The organism is Parvibaculum sp. (assembly GCF_030694575.1).
In the GTDB taxonomy this organism is placed as follows: domain Bacteria; phylum Pseudomonadota; class Alphaproteobacteria; order Parvibaculales; family Parvibaculaceae; genus Parvibaculum.
Genome location: NZ_JAUYUS010000068.1, coordinates 18,654 through 38,968, shown reverse-complemented (window position 1 = coordinate 38,968; position 20,315 = coordinate 18,654). Strand labels below are relative to the sequence as shown.

Genomic DNA, 20,315 nt, shown 5'->3' with positions numbered 1-20,315 from the left:
CAAGAGGTCAGTAGAAGAAAATGTCCGTCTCCGAGGCAAAGAAACAGTTCGGTGTCTTCCTTCCCATCGCCAATGGCGGCTGGATCATTTCGAAGAACACGCCCCCGCTCGATGCGTCCTACCGGCAGAACCGCGAAATCGCCATTCTGGCGGACGAGATCGGTCTCGATTTCATCATGTCGATGATGAAGTGGCGAGGCTTCGGCGGCGACACCGATCATTGGGGCACTTCGCTCGAGTCCGTCACCATGATGGCGGGCATCGCCGAGGTGACGAAGAATGCGCGCATCATCGCCACCGTTCATACGCTGCTGCAGAACCCTGCGGTTGTCGCCAAGATGATCGCGACGCTCGACCAGATTTCGGGCGGCCGCGCCGGCCTCAACATCGTCTCGGGCTCCTACAAAAGCGAGTTCGACCAGATGGGCGCCTGGCCCGAAACGCTCGACCACGATGGCCGCTATCGCTTCGCCGAGGAATGGACGACGCTCGTCAAGACGATGTGGGAGAAGGATCACGTCGACTACGACGGTGAGTTTTTCAAGTTCAAGGATTGCATTTCTCAGCCGAAGCCCGTCTCCAGTCCGCGCCCTTATCTGATCTGCGCCGGCCAGTCGGAGAGGGGCTTGCGCTTCACCGTGCAGCACACCGATGCCTGCTTCATCGGTGGCAAGACGGCTGAAGATACACTGCGGATCAGCCGGATGGCGCGGCGCGTTGCCACCGAACACGACACCACCATCAAGGTCTTCGCGATGAGCACCGTCGTTTTCGGTGAAACCGACGCCGAGGCCGAGAAGACGGTCGCATACTACAAGGAAGGTCTCGACTGGGGCGCCGCGCAGGGAATGATGCGCAGCTACGGCATGGAAGTGGACGGCAGCCCGAGCGTGATGGGAGAGAAAGCCAAGGAAACTTTCATGACCCACACCGTGGCCGGCACACCCGCCACCTGTCAGCAGAAGATCAAGGAGCAGATTGAAGGCTGCGAGCTCGATGGCGTGATGCTGATTTTCCCGGACTACGTCAAGGGATTGAAGACGATGGGCGCTGAGGTTCTGCCGGGCCTGAAGGCATACTTCTCATGACAGCCGTTCCCCTCACAAGCCGCGCTGCCGCCACCGGTCTGGCGGAATGGATCGCGCCCGGTCGTACGGCGCTTTGTGTGATCGACATCCAGGTCGACTTCGCCGCACCCGATGGTCTGCTTGCCGGATTCGGCGTCGATATGAGTGCGGTGCCTGCCGCGATCGCCAATGCCGAGAGGCTGGTTGCGGCCGCCCGCGCGGCAGGTGTGGCGGTCGTTTTTGTCGGTCTCGAGACGAGGCCAGAAACGGACTCGCCCGTCTGGACCGAACGCATGCGCCGGCGTGGTGTCGATCCTGAGGCCGAAAGCGGAGTCTGCCGTGCCGGAATGCCGGGTGCGGCGTTTTACGGGCCGCAACCCCTCCCGGGGGACCCGGTCGTGATGAAGCCAAAGTACAGCGCCTTCCACGACACGGATTTTTCCGAGGTGCTTGCGAAGCTCGGCGTCGACACGCTCATCGCCTGCGGCCTCACTACGGAATGCTGCATTGACTGCACGGTTCGCGATGCCTTCCATCGGGACTATCACGTCATCATCGCGGCGGATGCCTGTGCCGCTTATGGCGACGATGTTCACGGTGCTGCGTTGCGGATGCTGGAGCTCAACTGCGCCATTCTGAGCGCAACGGCGGAAATCGAAGCCTCCTGGGGAGGCGTCAATGGCTGACCTTCTGAAAATTGAAGGCAAGGCGCCTTATCAGGTGACCGATGAAGATCGGGCTGCGCTCGAAGCGGCGATAGACGAAGACGAGCTCTGCAACCTCGCTTTGGAACTTGGAAATATCCCGAGCCCATCGCGGAACGAGGCGGCTGCAAGCAAGTATGTCTTCGACTGGATGCAGCGCGAAGGTTTCAGTCCCCGTTCGGTCGGAGCTACGCCGGAACGTCAGAATGTAATTGGCGAGTATGGCGGCGACGCTCCCGGCGCGAATCTCCTCTTCACCGCACATCTCGACACCGAAGCGCCGACCTATGAGCCCGATCTCGACTTCGCCAAGTATCGGCCGGAGACGCTCGCCAATCGCGAATGGCTGGAGTGTTGGTTGGAAGATGGAAAACTGTTCGGTTATCCGATCGCGAATGATCGGGGCCCGATGAGCTGTTTCATGATAGCGGCGAAAGCGCTCCGCAAGGCGAACATCCCGCTTGCGGGCAAGCTCTATCTCACGGCATGTCCGGGTGAGATAGGTCCGGAGCCAATAGAGGACAGGCGCGGCGTCGATTACCTCGGCAAGGATATAGGTGCGCACTATCTGTTTCATCACGGCGGTGTGGCGCCGGATTATGCGATTGCTGCAGAGGGATGCGATTTCGGCCTGACATGGGTTGGCTGTGGGTACGTTGTGTTCCGTATACGAATATTCGGGCAAGGAATATTCACGCCAATTCTCGATTACCCGGACGACATTCTCCAGCACCCAAATCCGGTTTACCGGCTCGGTCCTATCATCGAGGCCTTGCACAAATGGGGAAAGACCTATCCTGAGCGCAACTATTATGAGAGTGCCGGCGGCATCTCGGTTCCGAAGACACAGATCGACTCCATCAAGGCCGGCGTTCCCTATTCCTTCGGCACCGGCACGGAAGTCGTTTCTATCTATTTCGAGGCGGGCCTAACGCCGAAGCAGAAAGCGGCCGATGTTCTGCACGAACTGACCGCATTGATGCGCGGGTTCGATATCGAAGGCTTTGAGATCGAGCCGATGGTTGTTCGCCACGGATTTGAAGCCGATGCAACGGATGTGGCACCTCTGGTCGCCGCCGTCGGCGCGGCAACGGAACTGACGCTTCGTGAGCCGTTGCAGCGCGCGAACCCGGTCTATTCCAGCATGTGGCGCGACCAGAATGTCTTCAACATGCACCGTATCCCGGCTGTCACGACCGGCATGCCTCGATGGCGGCCGACGCCGGCCGATCTGGCGAAAAGCGCTTTGATATATGCGCTGACGGCGTTGTCTGTCTGTGGCCGTGCGCCCGAAGGGGCATCCCGGACAGCATACAAGCCTGTCTACGGCGACAATCCATTCTGATGCGGAGGCAAGGGCTATGAGCCAGACATCCAGATACGTGCCATCCGTTGTCGACCAGGCTGAATACCGGAACGCGCTTGGCAGTTTTGCCACGGGGGTCACGGTGGTCACTACAAAAGCAGCCGGCGCTCCTGTAGGCACGACGGTTAGCGCATTTTCAGCGCTGTCACTCACGCCGCCGCTGGTCCTTGTCGCACTGGCGCTGAAAAGCGAGACGCTGGCGCACATAAAAAGGGCAGGATTTTTCTCCGTGAATATTCTTTCGGCAGGTCAGGACGACATCGCCACCTGCTTTTCGAAAGCAAACGGCAGCGCCAAGTTTGAGGGTATTTCTCACCGTGACGGACAAAACGGTGCGCCGCTCATCGATGGCGTTGCCGCCGCAATAGAATGTGACCTCGAAGACAGTCTTGCGGGCGGGGATCACGAGATTTTGGTCGGTTTGGTCAGAGCCGCGAGCGTCGATCCGAATCCGGTGCCTCTGGTCTATTACCGAAGTGCATTTGCCGAGCTGACTGTTGGCGGGCTTGAGGTTCGATGAGATGAACTGGCACCTGTTGTGCATGGACAAAACCAACGGTCCGCGATCCATGTGGCGGACCGGGTGCGTGAAAGTGACTGACAAATGAGTACGCTTGATTTCCAGGAAGGTCATCCAGCGTCGAGCCGTGTTGTCGGGCTTGGTGTGGTTATCGGCCTGCATCTTCTACTTTTGTGGGCACTCGTGAGTGGCCTTGCCCGCGATGTCGTGGAAGCCGTTCAGCAGCCGCTGCAGGTTGCGCTGATTGCGGAGCCGTCCAAGGAAGCACCGCCGCCGCCACCCGAAATCGTGAAGCCGCCTGAAGCTTATGTGCCGCCACCGGAAGTCGCAGTGAAGCCTGCACCGGCACCGCAGAAAACAATCCAGCAGGTACAGACGGTCAAACCGGATCCGGTGCCAGTTGTCCGTGAGCCGCAACCGGTCCTCCCGCGCGCGGATCCAAGTCACGGCAATACCCAGCCGCCCTATCCCGCCGCGTCGAGGCGCGCGGGAGAGGAAGGCCGTGTGATTCTCATCCTCTTCGTATCCGAGGACGGGAAAGTGACAGACGGCCGGATCGATACGTCCAGTGGCTTTCCGCGTCTCGACAAGACAGCGCTCATGCATGCCAGACGCACATGGCGCTTCACCCCGGCAACGCTGGACGGAAGGCCGGTTGGACATTGGATGAAGTTCGCCGTGACGTTCAAGCTGACCGACTGAAGCTGATGCTTTCCTAGATGACATTCCAGAAGACGAGTAAAGGACCCCAGTGATGAAGATCCGAGGCAATTTTACTTTCCCCATTCTCAGGGCAACTGCGCTTGCGCTGACCTTTGCTGTCGGGTTGGCTGTTGCTCACGCGCCGGCCCATGCTCAGGAGGAAACCGCACCTGCCGTTGCCGAAACGCCCGTCGAAGGCGAAGCGGCGGCGGAGGCGACCGGAGAGGCCACAGGCTTGCCCGAGATAGCGGAGGCCGAACCGGCATCGGCAGCTGAACAAAATCCCTATGGGCTGGGTGCTCTGTGGGAGCAGGGGGACTTCGTTTCCAAAGCGACACTGATGATCCTTGCGTTCATGTCCATGGGCTCATGGTACGTCTTGATTACCAAGCTCTTCGAACAGCGCCGAATGTTCGATCAGTTCAATCGTGTCATCAAACTCTTCGCACCCACGGATACGTTGAAGGAGGGCATTGAAGCTCTGCCAAAGCGCAACTCCTATCGTGTCGTTGCGGAGGATGGCGAAGAAGCGGTGGCGCAATTCAAGCGGGGATTGAGCAGCGAAGTCACCCTGTCGGATTGGTCAACAGCAGCGCTGAGCCGATCCGTAGAAGGGCTGACGGCGAAGCTCCAGGGCGGTCTTGCACTGTTGGCGACGGTTGGTTCAACCGCACCTTTTGTCGGTCTTTTTGGCACTGTCTGGGGCATCTATCACGCGCTCGTTGCGATCGGCGTGTCCGGCCAGGCATCCATCGACAAGGTTGCCGGTCCGGTTGGCGAAGCATTGATCATGACGGCGATCGGCCTCGCCGTGGCCGTCCCTGCGGTGCTTGGATACAACCTGCTGACGCGCCGCAACAAAGCCGTTGTTTCGCGAGCGCGCCGCTTTGCGACCGAAGTTCACCTGCGCATTCTGTCCGGAAAGGTCGCGTAGGTTCATGTCGGGTAGACGAAATCAAGCCGAGGCACGATCATGGCAATGAACGTAGCAAGCAACGGCGATGAAGATGAAGTGATGTCGGCTATCAACACGACGCCGCTTGTCGACGTAATGCTGGTGCTTCTGATCATCTTCCTGATCACCATTCCGGTTGCGATCCAGACTGTTCCGGTTGAGTTGCCAAAGGCGAGTAGCGAGATCAATCAGACAGAACCCAGGAACATCACCATCGCGGTTGATGCTGATGGGCATTACTACTGGAATGCGTCTCGTGTGGAGACCCGCGAGGAGATGCTGAAGAAACTCATCGAGGCAGCGCAGGCAGATACTCAACCTGAAATTCAGGTTCGCGGCGACCGGATGACGCGCTTTGAGTCCGTGGGCAGACTTATTCTCGATATCCAGCGGGCCGGGATTCACAAAGTGGGTTTCATCACCGAACCGGTTCAAGGCAGCTAGAAGGACATGGCCTCATGGCAATGAACGTTGGCAGCGAGGGTAGCGAAGACGATCCCATGATGGAGATCAACACCACGCCATTGATCGACGTGATGCTCGTGCTTCTCGTCATGCTCATCATCACGATCCCGCTGCAAACTCACGCGATCAAGCTCGATATGCCTCAGGCTGTCACGCTCGAAGCGCCGCCGCAGGAGCCGTCGGTCGTTCAGCTCACGGTGGATGCGGACGGTGTTGCGTATTGGAACGGTGAAAGCCTGAGCGATATTTCGGCATTGGAAGAGAAGTTTTTCGCCGCAGCCACCGCTGTTCCCGAGCCGGAGATACATCTCCGTCCTGACCGCACGGTCGAATACGATCATGTGGCAAAAGTCTTGGCCGCGGCACAGCGCCTCGGCGTTACGAAGATTGGCTTTGTCGGCAACGAGCAATATATCGATTGATTGAGGGATGCCTGCGTGGCGCTCAAACTTGGCTCCGGCGACTTGTCTTCGGAGCTTCAAGTGTGCTGCACAGCGGAGGATGGGCTGACTTCTACGGCCGCTCACGGCATCCGCGACAAATTTTTCCTGGCAGCCTTTTCGCGGAATCTCTGCGGTTGGTGAAAGTTAAGTATGTCTCTATACGGAGGGTATCGAGGTTCAGCGGCGAGACATGAGGTTCAATGTTTGGGAGAGAAGAGGAAAGCGCGATACCTCCATGGACGTTCTCCCAAAGTTTTTCATCCGAGCGGGCGCACACTGAATCAATAGCTTCAGGTGAGGTGGCGAACCTCGCCCGCGTGCGAAACGATGCACATTATTATTGCATAGCCTTCCGCGACCGGCGCGCGGGGGCTTGGCAGCCCGAGCATTACCTCTTGACAAAAATGTAATGTATCGTACATTACATGAATAGTCGTCTCGGTCGTGGCATATCCCCCCGCCATGCTCGCGCACTCCCCCTTTTCTGCGCACCGGGACGGTTCCCTTTCGTGGATACCGACAGGAGTCGAGATGCGTGGCGGAGTGATTGTAAGGCTCGCGGCTTTCCTTGTGGCGGCGGCCGTCCTGAGCGGATGCGACAGCGGTGAAGAGCAGGCCGGTCCCCCACCGACGGAAGTCAGTGTAGTAACAGTGAAGCCCGAGCAGCTTGAAGTGATCACGGAGCTTTCCGGGCGCACATCGGCCTTCCGCGTGGCGGAGATCCGGCCTCAGGTGACCGGCATCGTCCAGAAGCGTCTCTTTGAAGAGGGCACAAAGGTCGAGGAAGGGCAGCAGCTCTACCAGATCGATCCCGCGCTTTATCAGGCAAATTTCGATGCGGCGAAGGCCGCGTTAGCGAAGGCGGCAGCGAATGAGAAGGCCGAGAGGGCCCGCGCCGCCCGCTACAAGGAACTTGTCGCTGTGAACGCGGTGAGCAAGCAGGACTATGACGACGTCATGGCTACGCTCGCCCAGAGTTCTGCGGATGTCGCTACGGCGAAGGCGAACCTCGATACCGCGGAAACAAATCTCGCCTACACAAAAGTCATTGCGCCGATTTCGGGCATCATCAGCCGCTCTTCGGTGACGGAAGGAGCGCTGGTCACAGCCAACCAGGCGACGGAACTTGCCACCGTGACGCAGCTCGACCCCATCTATGTCGATCTCACGCAATCCGCGGCCGACCTGCTCCGGATGAAGCGCGCAATGGCCGAGGGCAGGATCCAGGGGGCGAAGGGCAGCAAGGCGCCCGTAACGTTGAAGCTCGAAGGCAGCGAAGAGCAGTATGGCGGCACGGGCGAGCTTCAGTTCTCGGGCGTCACAGTCGCACCGGATACCAGCATGGTTCAGTTGCGCGCAATCTTCCCCAATCCCAATGCCGAACTTCTGCCTGGCCTGTTCGTAAGGGCCATCGTGCAGCAGGGCGTACTCGAGAATGCGATCCTCGTTCCGCAGCAGGGCGTATCCCGTACACCGGATGGAAAAGCGCAGGTCTGGCTTGTGGGCGACGACGAGAAGGTGACGCAGAAAACCGTCACTGCGCTTCGTGCCGTCGGAGACAAATGGCTCATAAGCGAGGGGCTCGAATCCGGCGACCGTGTCGTGATCGCGGGTGTGCAGAAATTGCAGCCGGGTGTCGAGGTCAAGGCGGTGGAAGCAGGCGAGGGCACACAACAGCCCGCGGGCGCAGCACAGCAGCAGGGCCAGAAGCCCTGAGGCTCGGCGAGCGTAGACGCGATTCAGGTTCAACGGAGCGTTAGTTCAACATGGCGAATTTCTTTATCGACCGTCCCGTCTTCGCCTGGGTCATTGCCATTGTCATCATGCTGGCCGGCGTGCTGTCGATCATGCAGCTGCCGATCGAGCAGTATCCGCCTATCGCGCCCCCCTCGGTGACCGTCACCGGCACCTATCCGGGGGCCTCCGCGCGAACGGTCGAAAACACCGTGACGCAGGTCATCGAACAAAAGATGAGCGGCCTCGACTACCTCCGCTACATGTCCTCGACCAGCGACTCATCGGGCACCGGTACGGTCACGCTTACGTTCGAGCCGGAAGCCGATCCGGATATTGCCCAGGTCCAGGTGCAGAACAAGCTGCAAGCGGCTCTGCCCCTCTTGCCGCAGGAAGTGCAGCAGCAGGGTGTGACGGTCGCGAAATCAGCCAGAAACTTCCTCATGGTTATCGCGTTCATTTCGACGGACGGCCGGATAAACGAAACCGAAATCGCTGACTACGTCGCATCGCATATCCAGGATCCATTAAGCCGCGTAAACGGCGTAGGCGAGATTCAGCTTTTCGGGCCTCAGCATGCCATGCGCATCTGGATCGATCCGCAAAAACTGCAGAGCTACGGAGTAGCGGTATCGGATATTTCCACCGCGATAAGTGCACAGAATGCGGAAGTGTCGGCAGGACAGATCGGCGCTCGCCCGGCGGTGGCAGGCCAGCAGCTCAACGCCACAGTGACGGCACAGACGCGCCTTGAAACACCGGCCCAGTTCGAGAGCATTCTGCTCCGCGTCAACGAGGATGGATCGCAGGTGCGCCTCAAGGATGTCGCGCGTGTCGAGCTTGGTTCCGAGAGCTATCAAACGATCGGACGCTATAACGGCGATCCGGCCTCCGGCATTGCCATCCGGCTGGCAACGGGAGCGAATGCACTCGACACGGCGGAAGCGGTTCGCGCGAAACTTGCCGATCTCGAACCCTTCTTTCCCGAAGGTCTGAAGTCAGTCATCCCGTACGATACAACTCCCTTCGTCCGGCTCTCGATCAACGAGGTGATCAAGACGCTTGCCGAAGCGATCGTGCTTGTCATTCTTGTGATGTATCTGTTCCTGCAGAACGTCCGTGCGACATTCATTCCCGCCGTCGCCGTCCCTGTCGTTCTTCTCGGTACGTTCGGAATTCTCGCCGCATTCGGCTTTACGATCAACACGCTCACCATGTTCGGCATGGTGCTGGCGATCGGTCTCCTCGTCGACGACGCGATCGTAGTGGTGGAAAACGTCGAACGTGTCATGAACGAGGAGGGCTTATCGCCACGCGAGGCGACCCGAAAGTCCATGAGCCAGATTACAGGCGCGTTGATCGGCATTGGTCTCGTACTCAGTGCGGTCCTTATTCCGATGGCGTTCTTCGCTGGATCGACCGGCGCGATCTATCGCCAGTTCTCGCTGACAATCGTGTCGGCCATGGTGCTGTCGGTGATTGTCGCACTGGTGCTGACGCCCGCACTCTGTGCCACGATCCTGAAGCCGACGACAAACCACGGTGAGGAGAAACGAGGTTTCTTCGGCTGGTTCAACCGCATGTTTGACCGCGGCGGACGTTCATACGAATCGGGCGTGCGCCGCTTTCTCGCCGGGCCGGTGCGCTATATGGCCATCTACGCCGTCATTGTCGTCATCCTCGGTGCTCTCTTTCTCCGTCTCCCGGCGTCCTTCCTGCCGGACGAGGATCAGGGCTTCATGATGACTTTGATTACGACGCCGGCGGGCGCGTCTGCAGAGCGCACACGGGAATCCGTGAAGCTCGTGGAAAATTATTTCATGGAGCAGGAGAAGGATTCCGTGCAGGGCCTGTTTTCGGTCGTGGGGTTCAATTTCGCCGGCGCGGGCCAGAATTCGGCAATGGCTTTCATCAACTTGAAGCCATTCGACGAGCGCGGAACGGACGAGACAAGCGCCTTCAGCGTTGCGCAACGCGCCATGGGTTTTTTCAGCACCATGCAGGACGCCATGGCCTTCGCCATTATTCCACCATCGATCACGGAACTCGGGACGGCTTCGGGCTTCGACATGCAGCTCATCGATCGTGCTGGGATCGGTCACGATAAGCTTATGCAAGCGCGCAACCAGCTTCTCGGACTTGCTGCGCAAAATCCGAAACTCGTTGGTGTGCGGCCGAACGGACTGGACGATATGCCGGAGTTCCGCGTCGATGTGGACCAGGAGAAGGCAGCGGCGCTTGGCCTCGCGTTGTCCGACGTCAACAGCACGCTGTCGGCAGCTTGGGGATCCAGCTATATCAACGATTTCATCGACCAGGGGCGCGTCAAGAAAGTCTATCTTCAGGCAGATGCGAAGTTCCGTATGCTGCCGGAGGACGTCTATAAGCTCCATGTACGCAATGCGAACGGTGAAATGGTGCCTTTTTCCGCGTTTGCGACCACGCACTGGACATACGGTTCGCCGCGGCTCGAGCGCTTCAACGGATCATCCTCGCGCCAGATACAGGGCTCCGCTGCGCCGGGCGTGAGTTCGGGCGACGCCATGGTCGCAATGGAAGAACTGATGGATCAGCTGCCGGAAGGCGTTGGCTATGAGTGGACAGGATTGTCTTATGAGGAACGGCAGGCGGGTGCGCAAGCGCCGGCTCTTTATGCGCTTTCGCTCCTGTTCGTTTTCCTCTGTCTTGCCGCGCTTTATGAAAGCTGGTCGATCCCGATCTCGGTGATGCTCGTCGTTCCACTCGGCGTTCTCGGCGCCGTGCTTGCGGCCACCATGACTGGACTGTCCAACGACGTCTATTTCCAGGTGGGCCTGCTCGTTACGATCGGCCTTGCTGCGAAAAACGCCATTCTGATCGTCGAGTTCGCAAAAGATCTCTATCAGGGCGGTGAGAGCCTCATTGAGGCGACGATGCACGCGGCCCGATTGCGTCTGCGGCCGATCATCATGACGTCGCTCGCATTCACACTCGGCGTTATGCCGTTGGCGATCGCCTCCGGCCCCGGATCGGGCAGCCAGAATGCCATCGGCATCGGCGTCATGGGCGGCATGATCTCGGCGACCGTTCTCGCCATCTTCTTCGTGCCGCTTTTCTTCGTCGTGGTGCAGCGCTTCTTGCAGAAGCGACCAACAGCGACGCCCCTGCCGGAAACGGAAGCAGATCGATGAACAAGTTTCTTCCCCTGATCGTCCTGTCGTTGCCTCTGCTCAGCGCCTGCACATTGGCGCCGGACTATGAACGGCCCAATGCGCCTCTGCCGGCCAGGTGGCCGTCCGGCGCGGCCTACAGCGAAGTGAATATTTCCGTGAAGGGCGATGTCGATCTCGCTGCTCTCGGCTGGCGGGACTTCTTTTTGTCGGACGCGATGCAAAAGCTGATCGCGCAGGCGCTGGAAAACAATCGCGATCTGCGTGAGGCGGTGCTCAATGTGGAAGAGGCGCGCGCATTATACCGAGTGCAGCGCGCGGATTTGCTGCCGGGCATCAGCGGCGACGGTACGATGGCGCGTGAGCGGGTGCCGGGCGATCTTTCGGGCACAGGACAAGCGAGCACGGGAACGAGCTACAGCGTGCAGGCGAATGTCGCAGCTTATGAGCTGGATCTCTTTGGCCGGGTGCGTAGCCTCAACGAGCAGGCTCTTCGGGAATATTTTTCCACGGACGAAGCGCGCCGCGCCGCGCAGATCGCGTTGATCGCCGAAGTTGCCAATGCCTGGCTGACGCTCAGGGCGGACCAACGCCTGTTGCAGCTCACCGAGGAAACGCTGGCGGCGCAGGAGCGCTCCTACGATCTCGTAAAGATGACCTATGAACGAGGCATGTCGTCGAAACTTGATCTCGCACAGGCACAGACCGCTGTCGAGACGGCACGGGTGAACCGCTTCGCCTTCATCCGTCAGGTCGCACAGGACCGCAACGCCTTGACGCTGCTTGTCGGCGCGCCCGTCGACGATGCGACGCTGGACGACGCGCAGGACATCGACCGCTTCGTCGCGGACGTGCCGACAGGACTACCCTCGGACCTGCTCGCGAACCGCCCCGACATCAGGCAGGCTGAGCATTCTCTGCGGGGCGCCAACGCGAATATCGGCGCGGCGCGGGCCGCCTTCTTTCCCAGGATCACCTTGACGGCTGCAGGCGGCACGGCCAGCAGCTCGCTTTCCGGCCTGTTTGAGCCCGGCTCCGGCGCATGGAGTTTCATGCCCCAGATCAGCATTCCGATTTTTGAAGGCGGGCGGAACATCGCCAACCTCGAAGTCGCGGAGGTCCAGAAGGACATCAATATCGCGCGCTACGAAAAGAGTATTCAGACGGCCTTCCGCGAAGTGGTGGATGCTCTGGCCGGGCAGGGCACCTACGGTGGACAACTGGACGCGCAACGTGCGCTGGTGACAGCGACAGCGGAGAGCTACGCGCTCGCGGAGCGCCGATATCGCAGCGGGATCGACAGCTATCTCACTTTGCTCGATGCGCAACGCTCGCTTTACGCAGCGGAGCAGGAGCTTATTCGCACCCAGCTTGCGCAAGTGAGCAATACAGTCACTCTGTACAAGGTTCTGGGTGGGGGCGGCTTCGAACAAAGCGCCGCTGAAAATGGGGGGGGAGAACGATGAGACAGGGGCCGGGGCACAAGGAACCGACTCGCCGCGAGAAAAGACGACAGGCGATTCTCGATGCCGCACGTGATGTCTTTCTGCAGCAAGGATATGGCGCTACCAGTCTCAACGACATTGTGGGCGTATCGGGCGGATCGCTTGCAACGCTCTATGACCTCTTTGGCGGGAAGGCTGGTCTCTTTCAGGAGATGATCGAAGAAGAGTGTCAGAATTTCTTCGGGGTTCTCGCTTCGGAAGATATCGACGAGCGCCCGCTCCGTGAGGCGCTTCACGTCGTCGCCAGACAGTTTTTCGACGGCGTGATCCAGCAGCCGAAGATGTCGCTGCTCCGCCTCGTTATTGCTGAGGCGCCATATTTCCCCGAAGTCGGCGCCACCTTCTACAAAGCAGGACCCGCCAGGGGACGACAAATTGTCTCGACCTATCTTGAGAAGCAATCACTGCGCGGCTTGCTCCACATCGGCGATCCGGCGCGCGCGGCCGACGTTTTCATCGCGCTTGTACTCGGTGAGTACCAGATGAAGGTGCTTTGTGGTGAAGACGTGAGGCTCGCGCCGGAGGAAATAGATCGATATCTTGACGGCGCGCTCGATGATTTCCTGAGGATTTATGGCCCTGAGCATTTGAAGTTCTCAACACAAGATGCCGATGCTTGCGATGCCTGAAAGGCAGGCGGAATTTTCATGTGCCATCAGGCGCATCGGCGGGTACAACAGCGTAAACTAGGCCGCTTGAATGCTCCCGAGGTCCGGGTAAACTCTTGAATACGCTGACAAATAAAATCTCCGTCGCCCCCATGATGGACTGGACCGATCGTCATGACCGGTTCTTCCTGCGCCTCATTACGCGCCGGGCACTCCTCTATACGGAGATGGTGACGACGGGCGCCGTGCTGCATGGGGATCGCGCGCGCCTGCTTGGTTTCGATCCGTCGGAACACCCTGTGGCGGTGCAGCTCGGCGGTTCGGAGCCGGCGGATCTTGCCGAGAGTGCCCGGATCGCGGCGGATTTCGGCTACGATGAAATCAATCTCAACGTCGGCTGCCCGTCCGACCGCGTGCAGTCCGGCCGCTTTGGCGCCTGTCTGATGCGTGAGCCGGATCTTGTCGGGCGCTGCGTCGACGCGATGAAGGAAGCGGTCTCCATTCCAGTCACCGTGAAATGCCGCATCGGCGTCGACGAACAAGAGCCGGAGGCGGCGCTGCCCGCCATGGCCAGGGCCGTGCGCGGGGCCGGCTGCGAAACGCTCATCGTCCATGCGCGCAAGGCCTGGCTCGAAGGCCTGTCGCCGAAGGAAAACCGCGACGTGCCCCCGCTCGACTATCCGCTGGTCTACCGCCTCAAGCAGACGATGCCGGACATGGAAATCATCATCAATGGCGGCATCGAAACGCTCGACGAGGCGGAAGCGCACTTGGCCCATGTCGATGGCGCGATGCTCGGCCGCGCCGCCTATCAGCATCCCTATATTCTCGCCGAAGCCGACCGCCGCTTCTACGGCGACGGCCGCGAGATACCCAGCCGCCACGACGTGCTGGATGCCTTCATGCCCTATGTGCAAAGAGAATTGGCGCATGGAACGCATCTCCATGCGATGACGCGGCATATACTGGGCCTCTTCCAGGGCTGCCCCGGCGCGCGCGCCTTCCGCCGCCATTTGTCGGAAAACGCGCCCCGTCCCGGCGCGGGCGCGGAAGTGATCCGCGAGGCGATGGCGCTGGTGCGCGATCCGGACGAAACTGCTCTTCCTCTCGCCGTGGCGCGCTAGCGGGCGGCACCGGCGACCGTTCCCTGTCGTCGGGTCAATCGAAAGTAAGAAGCGTATGAATATCGAAGCGATGACGCTGATGGAACTCGCGCCCTTTGCGGCGGGCCTCGTGGTTACGGGTCTCGTCGCCGGCGTTCTCGCCGGTCTCCTCGGCGTCGGTGGCGGGATCGTCATCGTGCCCGTGCTCTATCACGTCTTCACGCTGCTCGGCATCGACGAAGCGGTGCGCATGCATCTCGCCGTCGGCACATCGCTCGGCACCATCATCCTCACTTCCATCCGTTCCGTCCGCGCGCACGCGAAAAAAGGCGCGGTCGACTGGGACATGCTGAAAAGCTGGGCCTTGCCGATACTTGTCGGCGTCGCCAGCGGCACGCTGATCGCCGCTTATGTTGGCGGCGACGTACTGACGGCCGTCTTCGCCACCATCGCGCTTGTCGTTGCCGCCAATCTCGCCTTCGGCAAGGAAAGCTGGCGCCTCGGCACCGAACTGCCGGGCAAGCCCGCGCAATATTCCGTTGCAGGCGTCATCGGCATGCTCTCCGCGCTCATGGGCATCGGCGGCGGCACATTCGCGGTGAGCTTCATGACGCTCTACGGCAAAAATCCGCGCGAGGCGGTTGCCACCTCGTCCGGCCTCGGTGTGCTGATTGCGGTCCCGGCCGTCATTGGTTTCATCTGGGCCGGCTGGAACGATCCGCTCCTCCCGCCATTCAGCCTCGGCTATGTGAACCTGATCGGCATGGCGCTCATCGCTCCGCTCTCCGTGCTCGCGGCCCCCTGGGGCGCCGCGCTCGCGCATGCCATCAGCCCGAAGGCACTCATCCGCGCCTTCGCGCTCTTCCTCGCCCTCACCTCGCTGCAGATGTTCTACCGGCTGTTCGGCTGATCAGGATAGAAACCAGTCCATGATCCGCGCATTCTCCTCGCGCGGATAGGTATGCGACAGGTCTGCGATTTCCCGGTAGGTGACGTCTGCGCCCGCCGCCGAAAGTTCGGCGTGAGCCAGCCGCGCCATGTCTGCGGCGAACATCCAGTCGAGCGCGCCATGCGTGATGTAGACGGTCAGGGCGGCGAGCCGCGCCGGCGCCGCCATCGTCAGCAGCATCGGATGCCACGCGGCCGATACCGGCGCGAGATGCGTGAAGGGTCCGCCCGCCAGCCCCGCGAGATAGGTGAAGGTGCCGCCGTCGCTCATGCCGGTGAGCAGGATACGGCTCGCATCGACGTTCCAGCGCTCGCCCACATGCGCCATCATGCGAGCCAGCGAGGCGCGGTCCTGCTCCGGCTCCATCAGGGACCATGTCGCGTCGAGCGATGTCGGGCTGATGAGGATGGCCCCGCGCGAGCGCGCATTCATGAGCCACGTCCAGAGAAAACCGCGCCCGTGTCCGCTCCCGCCATGACACGCAACGATCAGCGGATGTGCGCGGGCCGCGTCATAGGTCTCCGGCACGTAAAGCGAGAAGCCGCCGCGTTGCCCCTTCTCATTGCCGAAATGGTGGATGCCGGTATCCTCGCGCGCCATGCCCTCGGCAAGCGATGCCAGCAGCGTCTCGTCGTCCCGCGCACCGCCTTCGAGGAAGAACCGGCTCACCGGCGGCAGCATTGCGCTCACCGGGTAAAGCGCCTCCATCGCGCGCGGCCCGTGCCGCATCGCCCGGTAGGTGCCGAAGATCGCGCCGCCCGCCGCCGACGGATCGTCCCCCGCCGCGCGCAGCCCGGCGAATGTCCTCTCCGTCTCGTCCGCCGCCTCGCGCACATGGTCGCGAAACGCGCACAGATGCTCCGGCCATTCCGCCTCGTCGAACGCCAGCCGCGCCTCGGCCAGCCGCGCCGCGACGGGCTCCATCTGTTCGACCAGATTGCCGATCAGCGGCGGATGCAGGTGCCGCCCGATAAACGCCACCGCCTCCATCGCCTGCAGCAGCGCGGGCAACAGCGCATCGACGGCGTCGATCAGTTCGTCGCTTGATGTCTCGCCCATCGCTCTGCGCCTCCGCCTTTTCTCGTTCGGACGAGAGTGACCGGGAGGGCAGGCAAGAGCAAGCGCGACGCCTGTTCAAATCACACAGAGGCCTGAACCTCATTGAGAGCGGCGATGATCTCCGATCGATGCCATGCGGCTAGATCTTCTGGTCGTACTCGCCCACTTCCGGCTGCGCCGAAAGATGCCCGTCGATCTCGGCGAACATGGCGCGCATGTTCGCTTCCGATGCCGGGCTTTCCACCACGACCACGAGTCCCGGCTTGTTCGATGAGGCGCGGACAAGGCCCCACGTCCCGTCTTCCGTCGTCACGCGCACGCCGTTCACCGTCACCACGTCGCGGATTTTCTGGCCGAGAAGTTTTTCGCCCTTGTCGGCCATGCCGGAAAAGAGCTTCACCATCCGTTCCACGACTTCGTATTTCTTTTCGTCCGGGCAATGCGGCGACATGGTGGGCGAGCCCCAAGTCTTCGGCAGGTCTTCGCGCAGCTCCGACATCTTCTTCGCCGGGTTCCGGTCCAGCATATCGCAGATCGCGATGGCGGAGACGAGCCCGTCGTCATAGCCGCGCCCGATCGGCGGATTGAAGAAATAGTGGCCCGACTTCTCGAAGCCGACGAGAGCGTTCAGTTCATGCGCGCGCCGCTTGATATAAGAGTGGCCCGTCTTCCAGTAATCCGTCTTCGCGCCGTTCGCGATCAGCACCGGATCGGTGAGGAAGAGCCCGGTCGATTTCACGTCGACTACGAACTGCGCATTCGGATATTGCGCCGACAGGTCGCGCGCGAGCATCACGCCCACCTTGTCGGCGAAGATTTCCTCGCCCGTATCGTCCACCACGCCACAGCGGTCGCCGTCGCCGTCGAAGCCGAGACCCACATCCGCGCCCGTCTCCAGCACCTTGTCGCGCAGCGCATGGAGCATCTCCATGTCTTCCGGGTTCGGATTATATCGCGGAAAGGTCCAGTCCAGCTCGCAATCGAGCGGGATCACCTCGACGCCGATCCCTTCGAGCACGCGCGGCGCGAAGGCGCCCGCCGTACCGTTGCCGCAGGCCGCCACCACGCGCAGCTTCCGTTTGATCTTCGGCCGGTCTGTGAGGTCGGCGATATAGCGTTCCCGCATGTCTTCGACGCGGATATAGCGCCCGCCGGCGCGCTCCTCGCCGCCGCCCGAAAGCACGATCTCCTTCAGCCGCGTCATCTCGTCGGGCCCGAAGGTGAGCGGCCGCTGCGCGCCCATCTTCACACCCGTCCAGCCATTCTCGTTGTGGCTCGCCGTCACCATCGCGACGCAGGGCACATCGAGTTCGAACTGCGAAAAATAGGCGACGGGCGAAAGCGCCAGCCCGATATCGTGCACCTCGCAGCCGGCATTCATCAGGCCGATGATGAGCGCCTGCTTGATCGAAGCGGAGTAGGAGCGGAAGTCGTGCCCGACCGCGATGCGCGGCGCCACGCCCATCTCGTGGATCAGCGTGCCGAGCCCCAGCCCCAGCGCCTGCACGCCGACGAGATTGATTTCCTTCTCGAACAGCCACCGCGCGTCATACTCGCGAAACCCGTTGGGGGAGACGAGGGGCAGGTTCTCGAATTCGAGCGTATTGGGCTTCAGGTCGGCGCGGGGCTTCAGGGGCATGGTCTCTCCATGGATCGAACGGACCGGCGGCTTGTAGCGGCAATCCGCCGGGAGGGGGGCAAGTATCTGGTTCGTATTGAAGCGGAGAATAAGGCGGGAGAATGGCGTTTCTATTCGCGCAGGACAAGCCGTTCGCCCCGCACCTCCACGGCGGCGAGCCGGCCGAGAAAGCTCATGCCGAGAAGCGACGTGTCGAGCCCCTCCCGCGAGATCGAGGCCGTCACGTCGCGGAGCGCGATGTCGCCGACCTTGACCTCCTTGAGCTTCACCCGCGCGGCGAAGATCGTGCCGTTGGCCGTCCGGTAGGGAACGGTGTAGTGAAGCGCCGAAAGGTCGATGCCGATGCGCTGCGCGTCCGCCGCGCTCAGCGCCACGTCGCTGGCCCCGGTATCGACGAGGAAGCGCACATGCGTACCCTCCACCAGCGCGTCGGCATGAAAATGCCCGGTCATGTCGCGCGAGAGATAGGCCGTCCCCGGTTCCATCGCCACGGGCGAGGAGGGTACGAGCGCCGACCGCAGCCGCCCGCCCGTCTCCCGGAAGACGTCGCTGTAGGAATAGCCGATGACGAGGGAAAGGCCGATGGCGATCCATATCAGGGCCTGCTTCAGTGCGAGGCCCGCCCGCTCCCGCCATCCCAGCGCCAGGCTGCCGCCCACCAGCGCCAGCAGCAGAACGGCATGCACCAGCCGCATCTGCGCGTCCTCGCTGTCGAGCGCGCCCGGAAAGCGGTTTGCCAGGAAGGCCAGCAATGCGACGAAGCCCAGAAGAAGGAGCGCCGCCCAGGTCCAGTTGTTCTGCCTCATATAAGAAGTCTATCCCGCTGGAGTGATAAATTCGTAACCCCGCTTGGCAGGGGAGCGACGGTACCTTATTTACATGGTAAGATGCAGTCGGATAACAATTCACTTTAATAGATAGTGAAAAACGCGTGACAGACAAGAAGGTCATAGCCCTCGGAGGCCGCCGGACGGCGTCGGTGCCGGAGATCGCGGAAGACGCCGCCTCGCGTCTCGCGCTGCCGGTCTTCGAGCCCGGCTGGGTCTGGCTCGTGGGCGCCGGTCCGGGCGACCCTGGCCTGTTGACGCTGCACGCGCTCAACGCGCTGCGCCAGGCCGATGTCGTCGTCTACGACGCGCTGGTGGACGAGACCGTCCTTGAGTTCGCGAACCCTCATGCAAAGCTCGAATATTCCGGCAAGCGCGGCGGCAAGCCGAGCCCGAAGCAACGCGACATTTCCGCGAAGCTTGTGGAGCTTGCCCGTTCCGGTAAGCGTGTGCTGCGGTTGAAGGGCGGCGACCCCTTCGTCTTCGGCCGTGGCGGTGAAGAGGCGCTGGCGCTGGTCGATGCGGGCATTCCCTTCCGCCTCGTGCCTGGTGTCACTGCGGGCGTCGGCGGTCTCGGCTATGCCGGCATTCCGGTCACGCATCGCGACGTGAACCACGCCGTCACCTTCGTCACCGGCCACATGGCGGGCGGCGCGGTGCCGGAAAATCTCGACTGGCCGTCCATCGCCAAGGGCTCGCCCGTCATCGTCCTCTATATGGCGCTCTCCCATCTCGGCGCGATCTCGGCCCTCCTGATCGAAAACGGCCGTCGCGCCGATGAACCGGTGGCGCTGGTGCGCAACGCGACGCTGAAGGATCAGTCGGTCCTCGAAACGACGCTCGGCACAGCCGCCGTCGATGTCGCCCGCGCCGACTTCAAGGCCCCCGCCATCATCGTCATCGGCGATGTGGTGAAGCTCCGCGAAGGCCTCGACTGGCTCGGCGCCCTCGAAGGCCGCATCCTGAAGCGCGATCCGCTCGACATGCGCTCGAAGAAGGACGCGGGCTAGCCGCCTTCCAAATCCTCCTTGAGAGATAGAAACAAAGCCATCCCCGTGAAGCCTGGCTTCCGGGGTTTCGGTACGCGACGTGCGGGCCTTCGACAAAAGAAGGTGCGCGGGGCATTGGAACTCGAACCGCACATGTATCTCGCATGTGACATGTGGCACATGTAAGGGCGGTCTTCGTTCCGCCCCGCGCGCTACGATTTTGGGTCCATAGGAGTGTCTTTCAAAACAGCCGCTCGCCTTTTATTCGACGTCGGCTCGTCCCGGGTCGTAGTGCCCGGCTCCCGGCTGAACCTCCCGGGGGCATGGTCTGGTTCCATGGGCCGCGGAACAGCAGCTTTCCCTCTCCACGCATTCGGCCAGTCCGGACGCGCCCTTCGGTGGAGCGAGATGGATTTAATATGGGTGCGGAGGAAAGGACGGGGATAAGTTTATTTTGACGTTCGTCCATAGGCCGGGCCTGTGACGATGAGCGCGGTTGCGCCGCCGGCATCCGGTCTCTACAGAGGATAC

Annotated in this window: 18 protein-coding genes; 15 read left to right on the top strand and 3 right to left on the bottom strand. The window is 61.3% G+C overall.

The genetic code is table 11. The features are described from left to right. Window positions 1-20: 20 nt before the first annotated feature. The 14 genes from Q8S60_RS10450 (at window position 21) to Q8S60_RS10385 (ending at window position 15,231) form a co-directional block, all read left to right on the top strand. On the top strand, window positions 21-1,088 hold the full coding sequence (locus Q8S60_RS10450; RefSeq protein ID WP_305277339.1) for an LLM class flavin-dependent oxidoreductase: 1,068 nt from the start codon (window positions 21-23) through the stop codon (window positions 1,086-1,088). Further along, window positions 1,085-1,753, top strand: a complete 669-nt coding sequence (locus Q8S60_RS10445) for a cysteine hydrolase (RefSeq protein ID WP_305277341.1) — start codon at window positions 1,085-1,087, stop codon at window positions 1,751-1,753. The genes Q8S60_RS10450 and Q8S60_RS10445 overlap by 4 nt, the downstream gene beginning before the upstream one ends. Continuing rightward, window positions 1,746-3,116 carry a peptidase M20 gene (locus Q8S60_RS10440; protein ID WP_305277343.1) on the top strand — a complete coding sequence of 457 codons (1,371 nt, stop codon included), beginning with the start codon at window positions 1,746-1,748 and terminating at the stop codon, window positions 3,114-3,116. The genes Q8S60_RS10445 and Q8S60_RS10440 overlap by 8 nt, the downstream gene beginning before the upstream one ends. Window positions 3,117-3,132: 16 nt before the next feature. Further along, the gene (locus Q8S60_RS10435; RefSeq protein ID WP_305277345.1) at window positions 3,133-3,657 is read left to right on the top strand and encodes a flavin reductase family protein; all 525 of its coding nucleotides are present in this window, start codon (window positions 3,133-3,135) and stop codon (window positions 3,655-3,657) included. Window positions 3,658-3,741: 84 nt separating this feature from the next. Further along, on the top strand, window positions 3,742-4,359 hold the full coding sequence (locus Q8S60_RS10430; RefSeq protein ID WP_305277347.1) for an energy transducer TonB: 618 nt from the start codon (window positions 3,742-3,744) through the stop codon (window positions 4,357-4,359). Between the two features lie 52 nt (window positions 4,360-4,411). Then, complete coding sequence (locus Q8S60_RS10425) at window positions 4,412-5,293, top strand: MotA/TolQ/ExbB proton channel family protein (protein WP_305277349.1); 882 nt, start codon at window positions 4,412-4,414, stop codon at window positions 5,291-5,293. A gap of 39 nt (window positions 5,294-5,332) precedes the next feature. Then, window positions 5,333-5,758 (top strand): biopolymer transporter ExbD, encoded by a 426-nt coding sequence (locus Q8S60_RS10420; RefSeq protein ID WP_305277351.1) that lies wholly within the window; start codon window positions 5,333-5,335, stop codon window positions 5,756-5,758. 14 nt (window positions 5,759-5,772) lie between these two features. Next, window positions 5,773-6,201, top strand: coding sequence for a biopolymer transporter ExbD (locus Q8S60_RS10415; protein WP_305277353.1), 429 nt, complete (start codon window positions 5,773-5,775; stop codon window positions 6,199-6,201). A 552-nt stretch (window positions 6,202-6,753) separates the two neighbouring features. Next, window positions 6,754-7,938: an efflux RND transporter periplasmic adaptor subunit gene (locus Q8S60_RS10410; RefSeq protein WP_305277355.1), complete on the top strand. Its 1,185-nt coding sequence runs from the start codon at window positions 6,754-6,756 to the stop codon at window positions 7,936-7,938. A 50-nt stretch (window positions 7,939-7,988) separates the two neighbouring features. Then, window positions 7,989-11,126, top strand: coding sequence for an efflux RND transporter permease subunit (locus tag Q8S60_RS10405; RefSeq protein ID WP_305277357.1), 3,138 nt, complete (start codon window positions 7,989-7,991; stop codon window positions 11,124-11,126). Beyond that, window positions 11,123-12,571, top strand: coding sequence for an efflux transporter outer membrane subunit (locus Q8S60_RS10400; protein ID WP_305277359.1), 1,449 nt, complete (start codon window positions 11,123-11,125; stop codon window positions 12,569-12,571). The genes Q8S60_RS10405 and Q8S60_RS10400 overlap by 4 nt, the downstream gene beginning before the upstream one ends. Further along, window positions 12,568-13,239 carry a TetR/AcrR family transcriptional regulator gene (locus Q8S60_RS10395; RefSeq protein ID WP_305277361.1) on the top strand — a complete coding sequence of 224 codons (672 nt, stop codon included), beginning with the start codon at window positions 12,568-12,570 and terminating at the stop codon, window positions 13,237-13,239. The genes Q8S60_RS10400 and Q8S60_RS10395 overlap by 4 nt, the downstream gene beginning before the upstream one ends. A gap of 131 nt (window positions 13,240-13,370) precedes the next feature. Next, entirely contained in the window at window positions 13,371-14,342 is a 972-nt protein-coding gene (gene dusA, locus Q8S60_RS10390; RefSeq protein WP_370867304.1) for a tRNA dihydrouridine(20/20a) synthase DusA, read from the top strand. 55 nt (window positions 14,343-14,397) lie between these two features. Further along, entirely contained in the window at window positions 14,398-15,231 is an 834-nt protein-coding gene (locus tag Q8S60_RS10385) for a sulfite exporter TauE/SafE family protein (protein WP_305277365.1), read from the top strand. Here the strand turns inward: Q8S60_RS10385 and Q8S60_RS10380 are convergent, their stop codons facing one another. From Q8S60_RS10380 to Q8S60_RS10370, 3 genes are all read right to left on the bottom strand, one after another. Continuing rightward, window positions 15,232-16,329: a phospholipase gene (locus Q8S60_RS10380; RefSeq protein ID WP_305277367.1), complete on the bottom strand. Its 1,098-nt coding sequence runs from the start codon at window positions 16,327-16,329 to the stop codon at window positions 15,232-15,234. A gap of 139 nt (window positions 16,330-16,468) precedes the next feature. Further along, window positions 16,469-17,968 (bottom strand): phosphomannomutase/phosphoglucomutase, encoded by a 1,500-nt coding sequence (locus tag Q8S60_RS10375; protein ID WP_305277369.1) that lies wholly within the window; start codon window positions 17,966-17,968, stop codon window positions 16,469-16,471. 110 nt (window positions 17,969-18,078) lie between these two features. Continuing rightward, entirely contained in the window at window positions 18,079-18,774 is a 696-nt protein-coding gene (locus Q8S60_RS10370) for a TIGR02281 family clan AA aspartic protease (protein ID WP_305277371.1), read from the bottom strand. Window positions 18,775-18,947: 173 nt separating this feature from the next. On the opposite strand from Q8S60_RS10370, the gene cobA reads away from it, so the two are divergent. Beyond that, window positions 18,948-19,805: a uroporphyrinogen-III C-methyltransferase gene (gene cobA, locus Q8S60_RS10365; protein WP_305278268.1), complete on the top strand. Its 858-nt coding sequence runs from the start codon at window positions 18,948-18,950 to the stop codon at window positions 19,803-19,805. The last annotated feature ends 510 nt before the right edge of the window (window positions 19,806-20,315 follow it).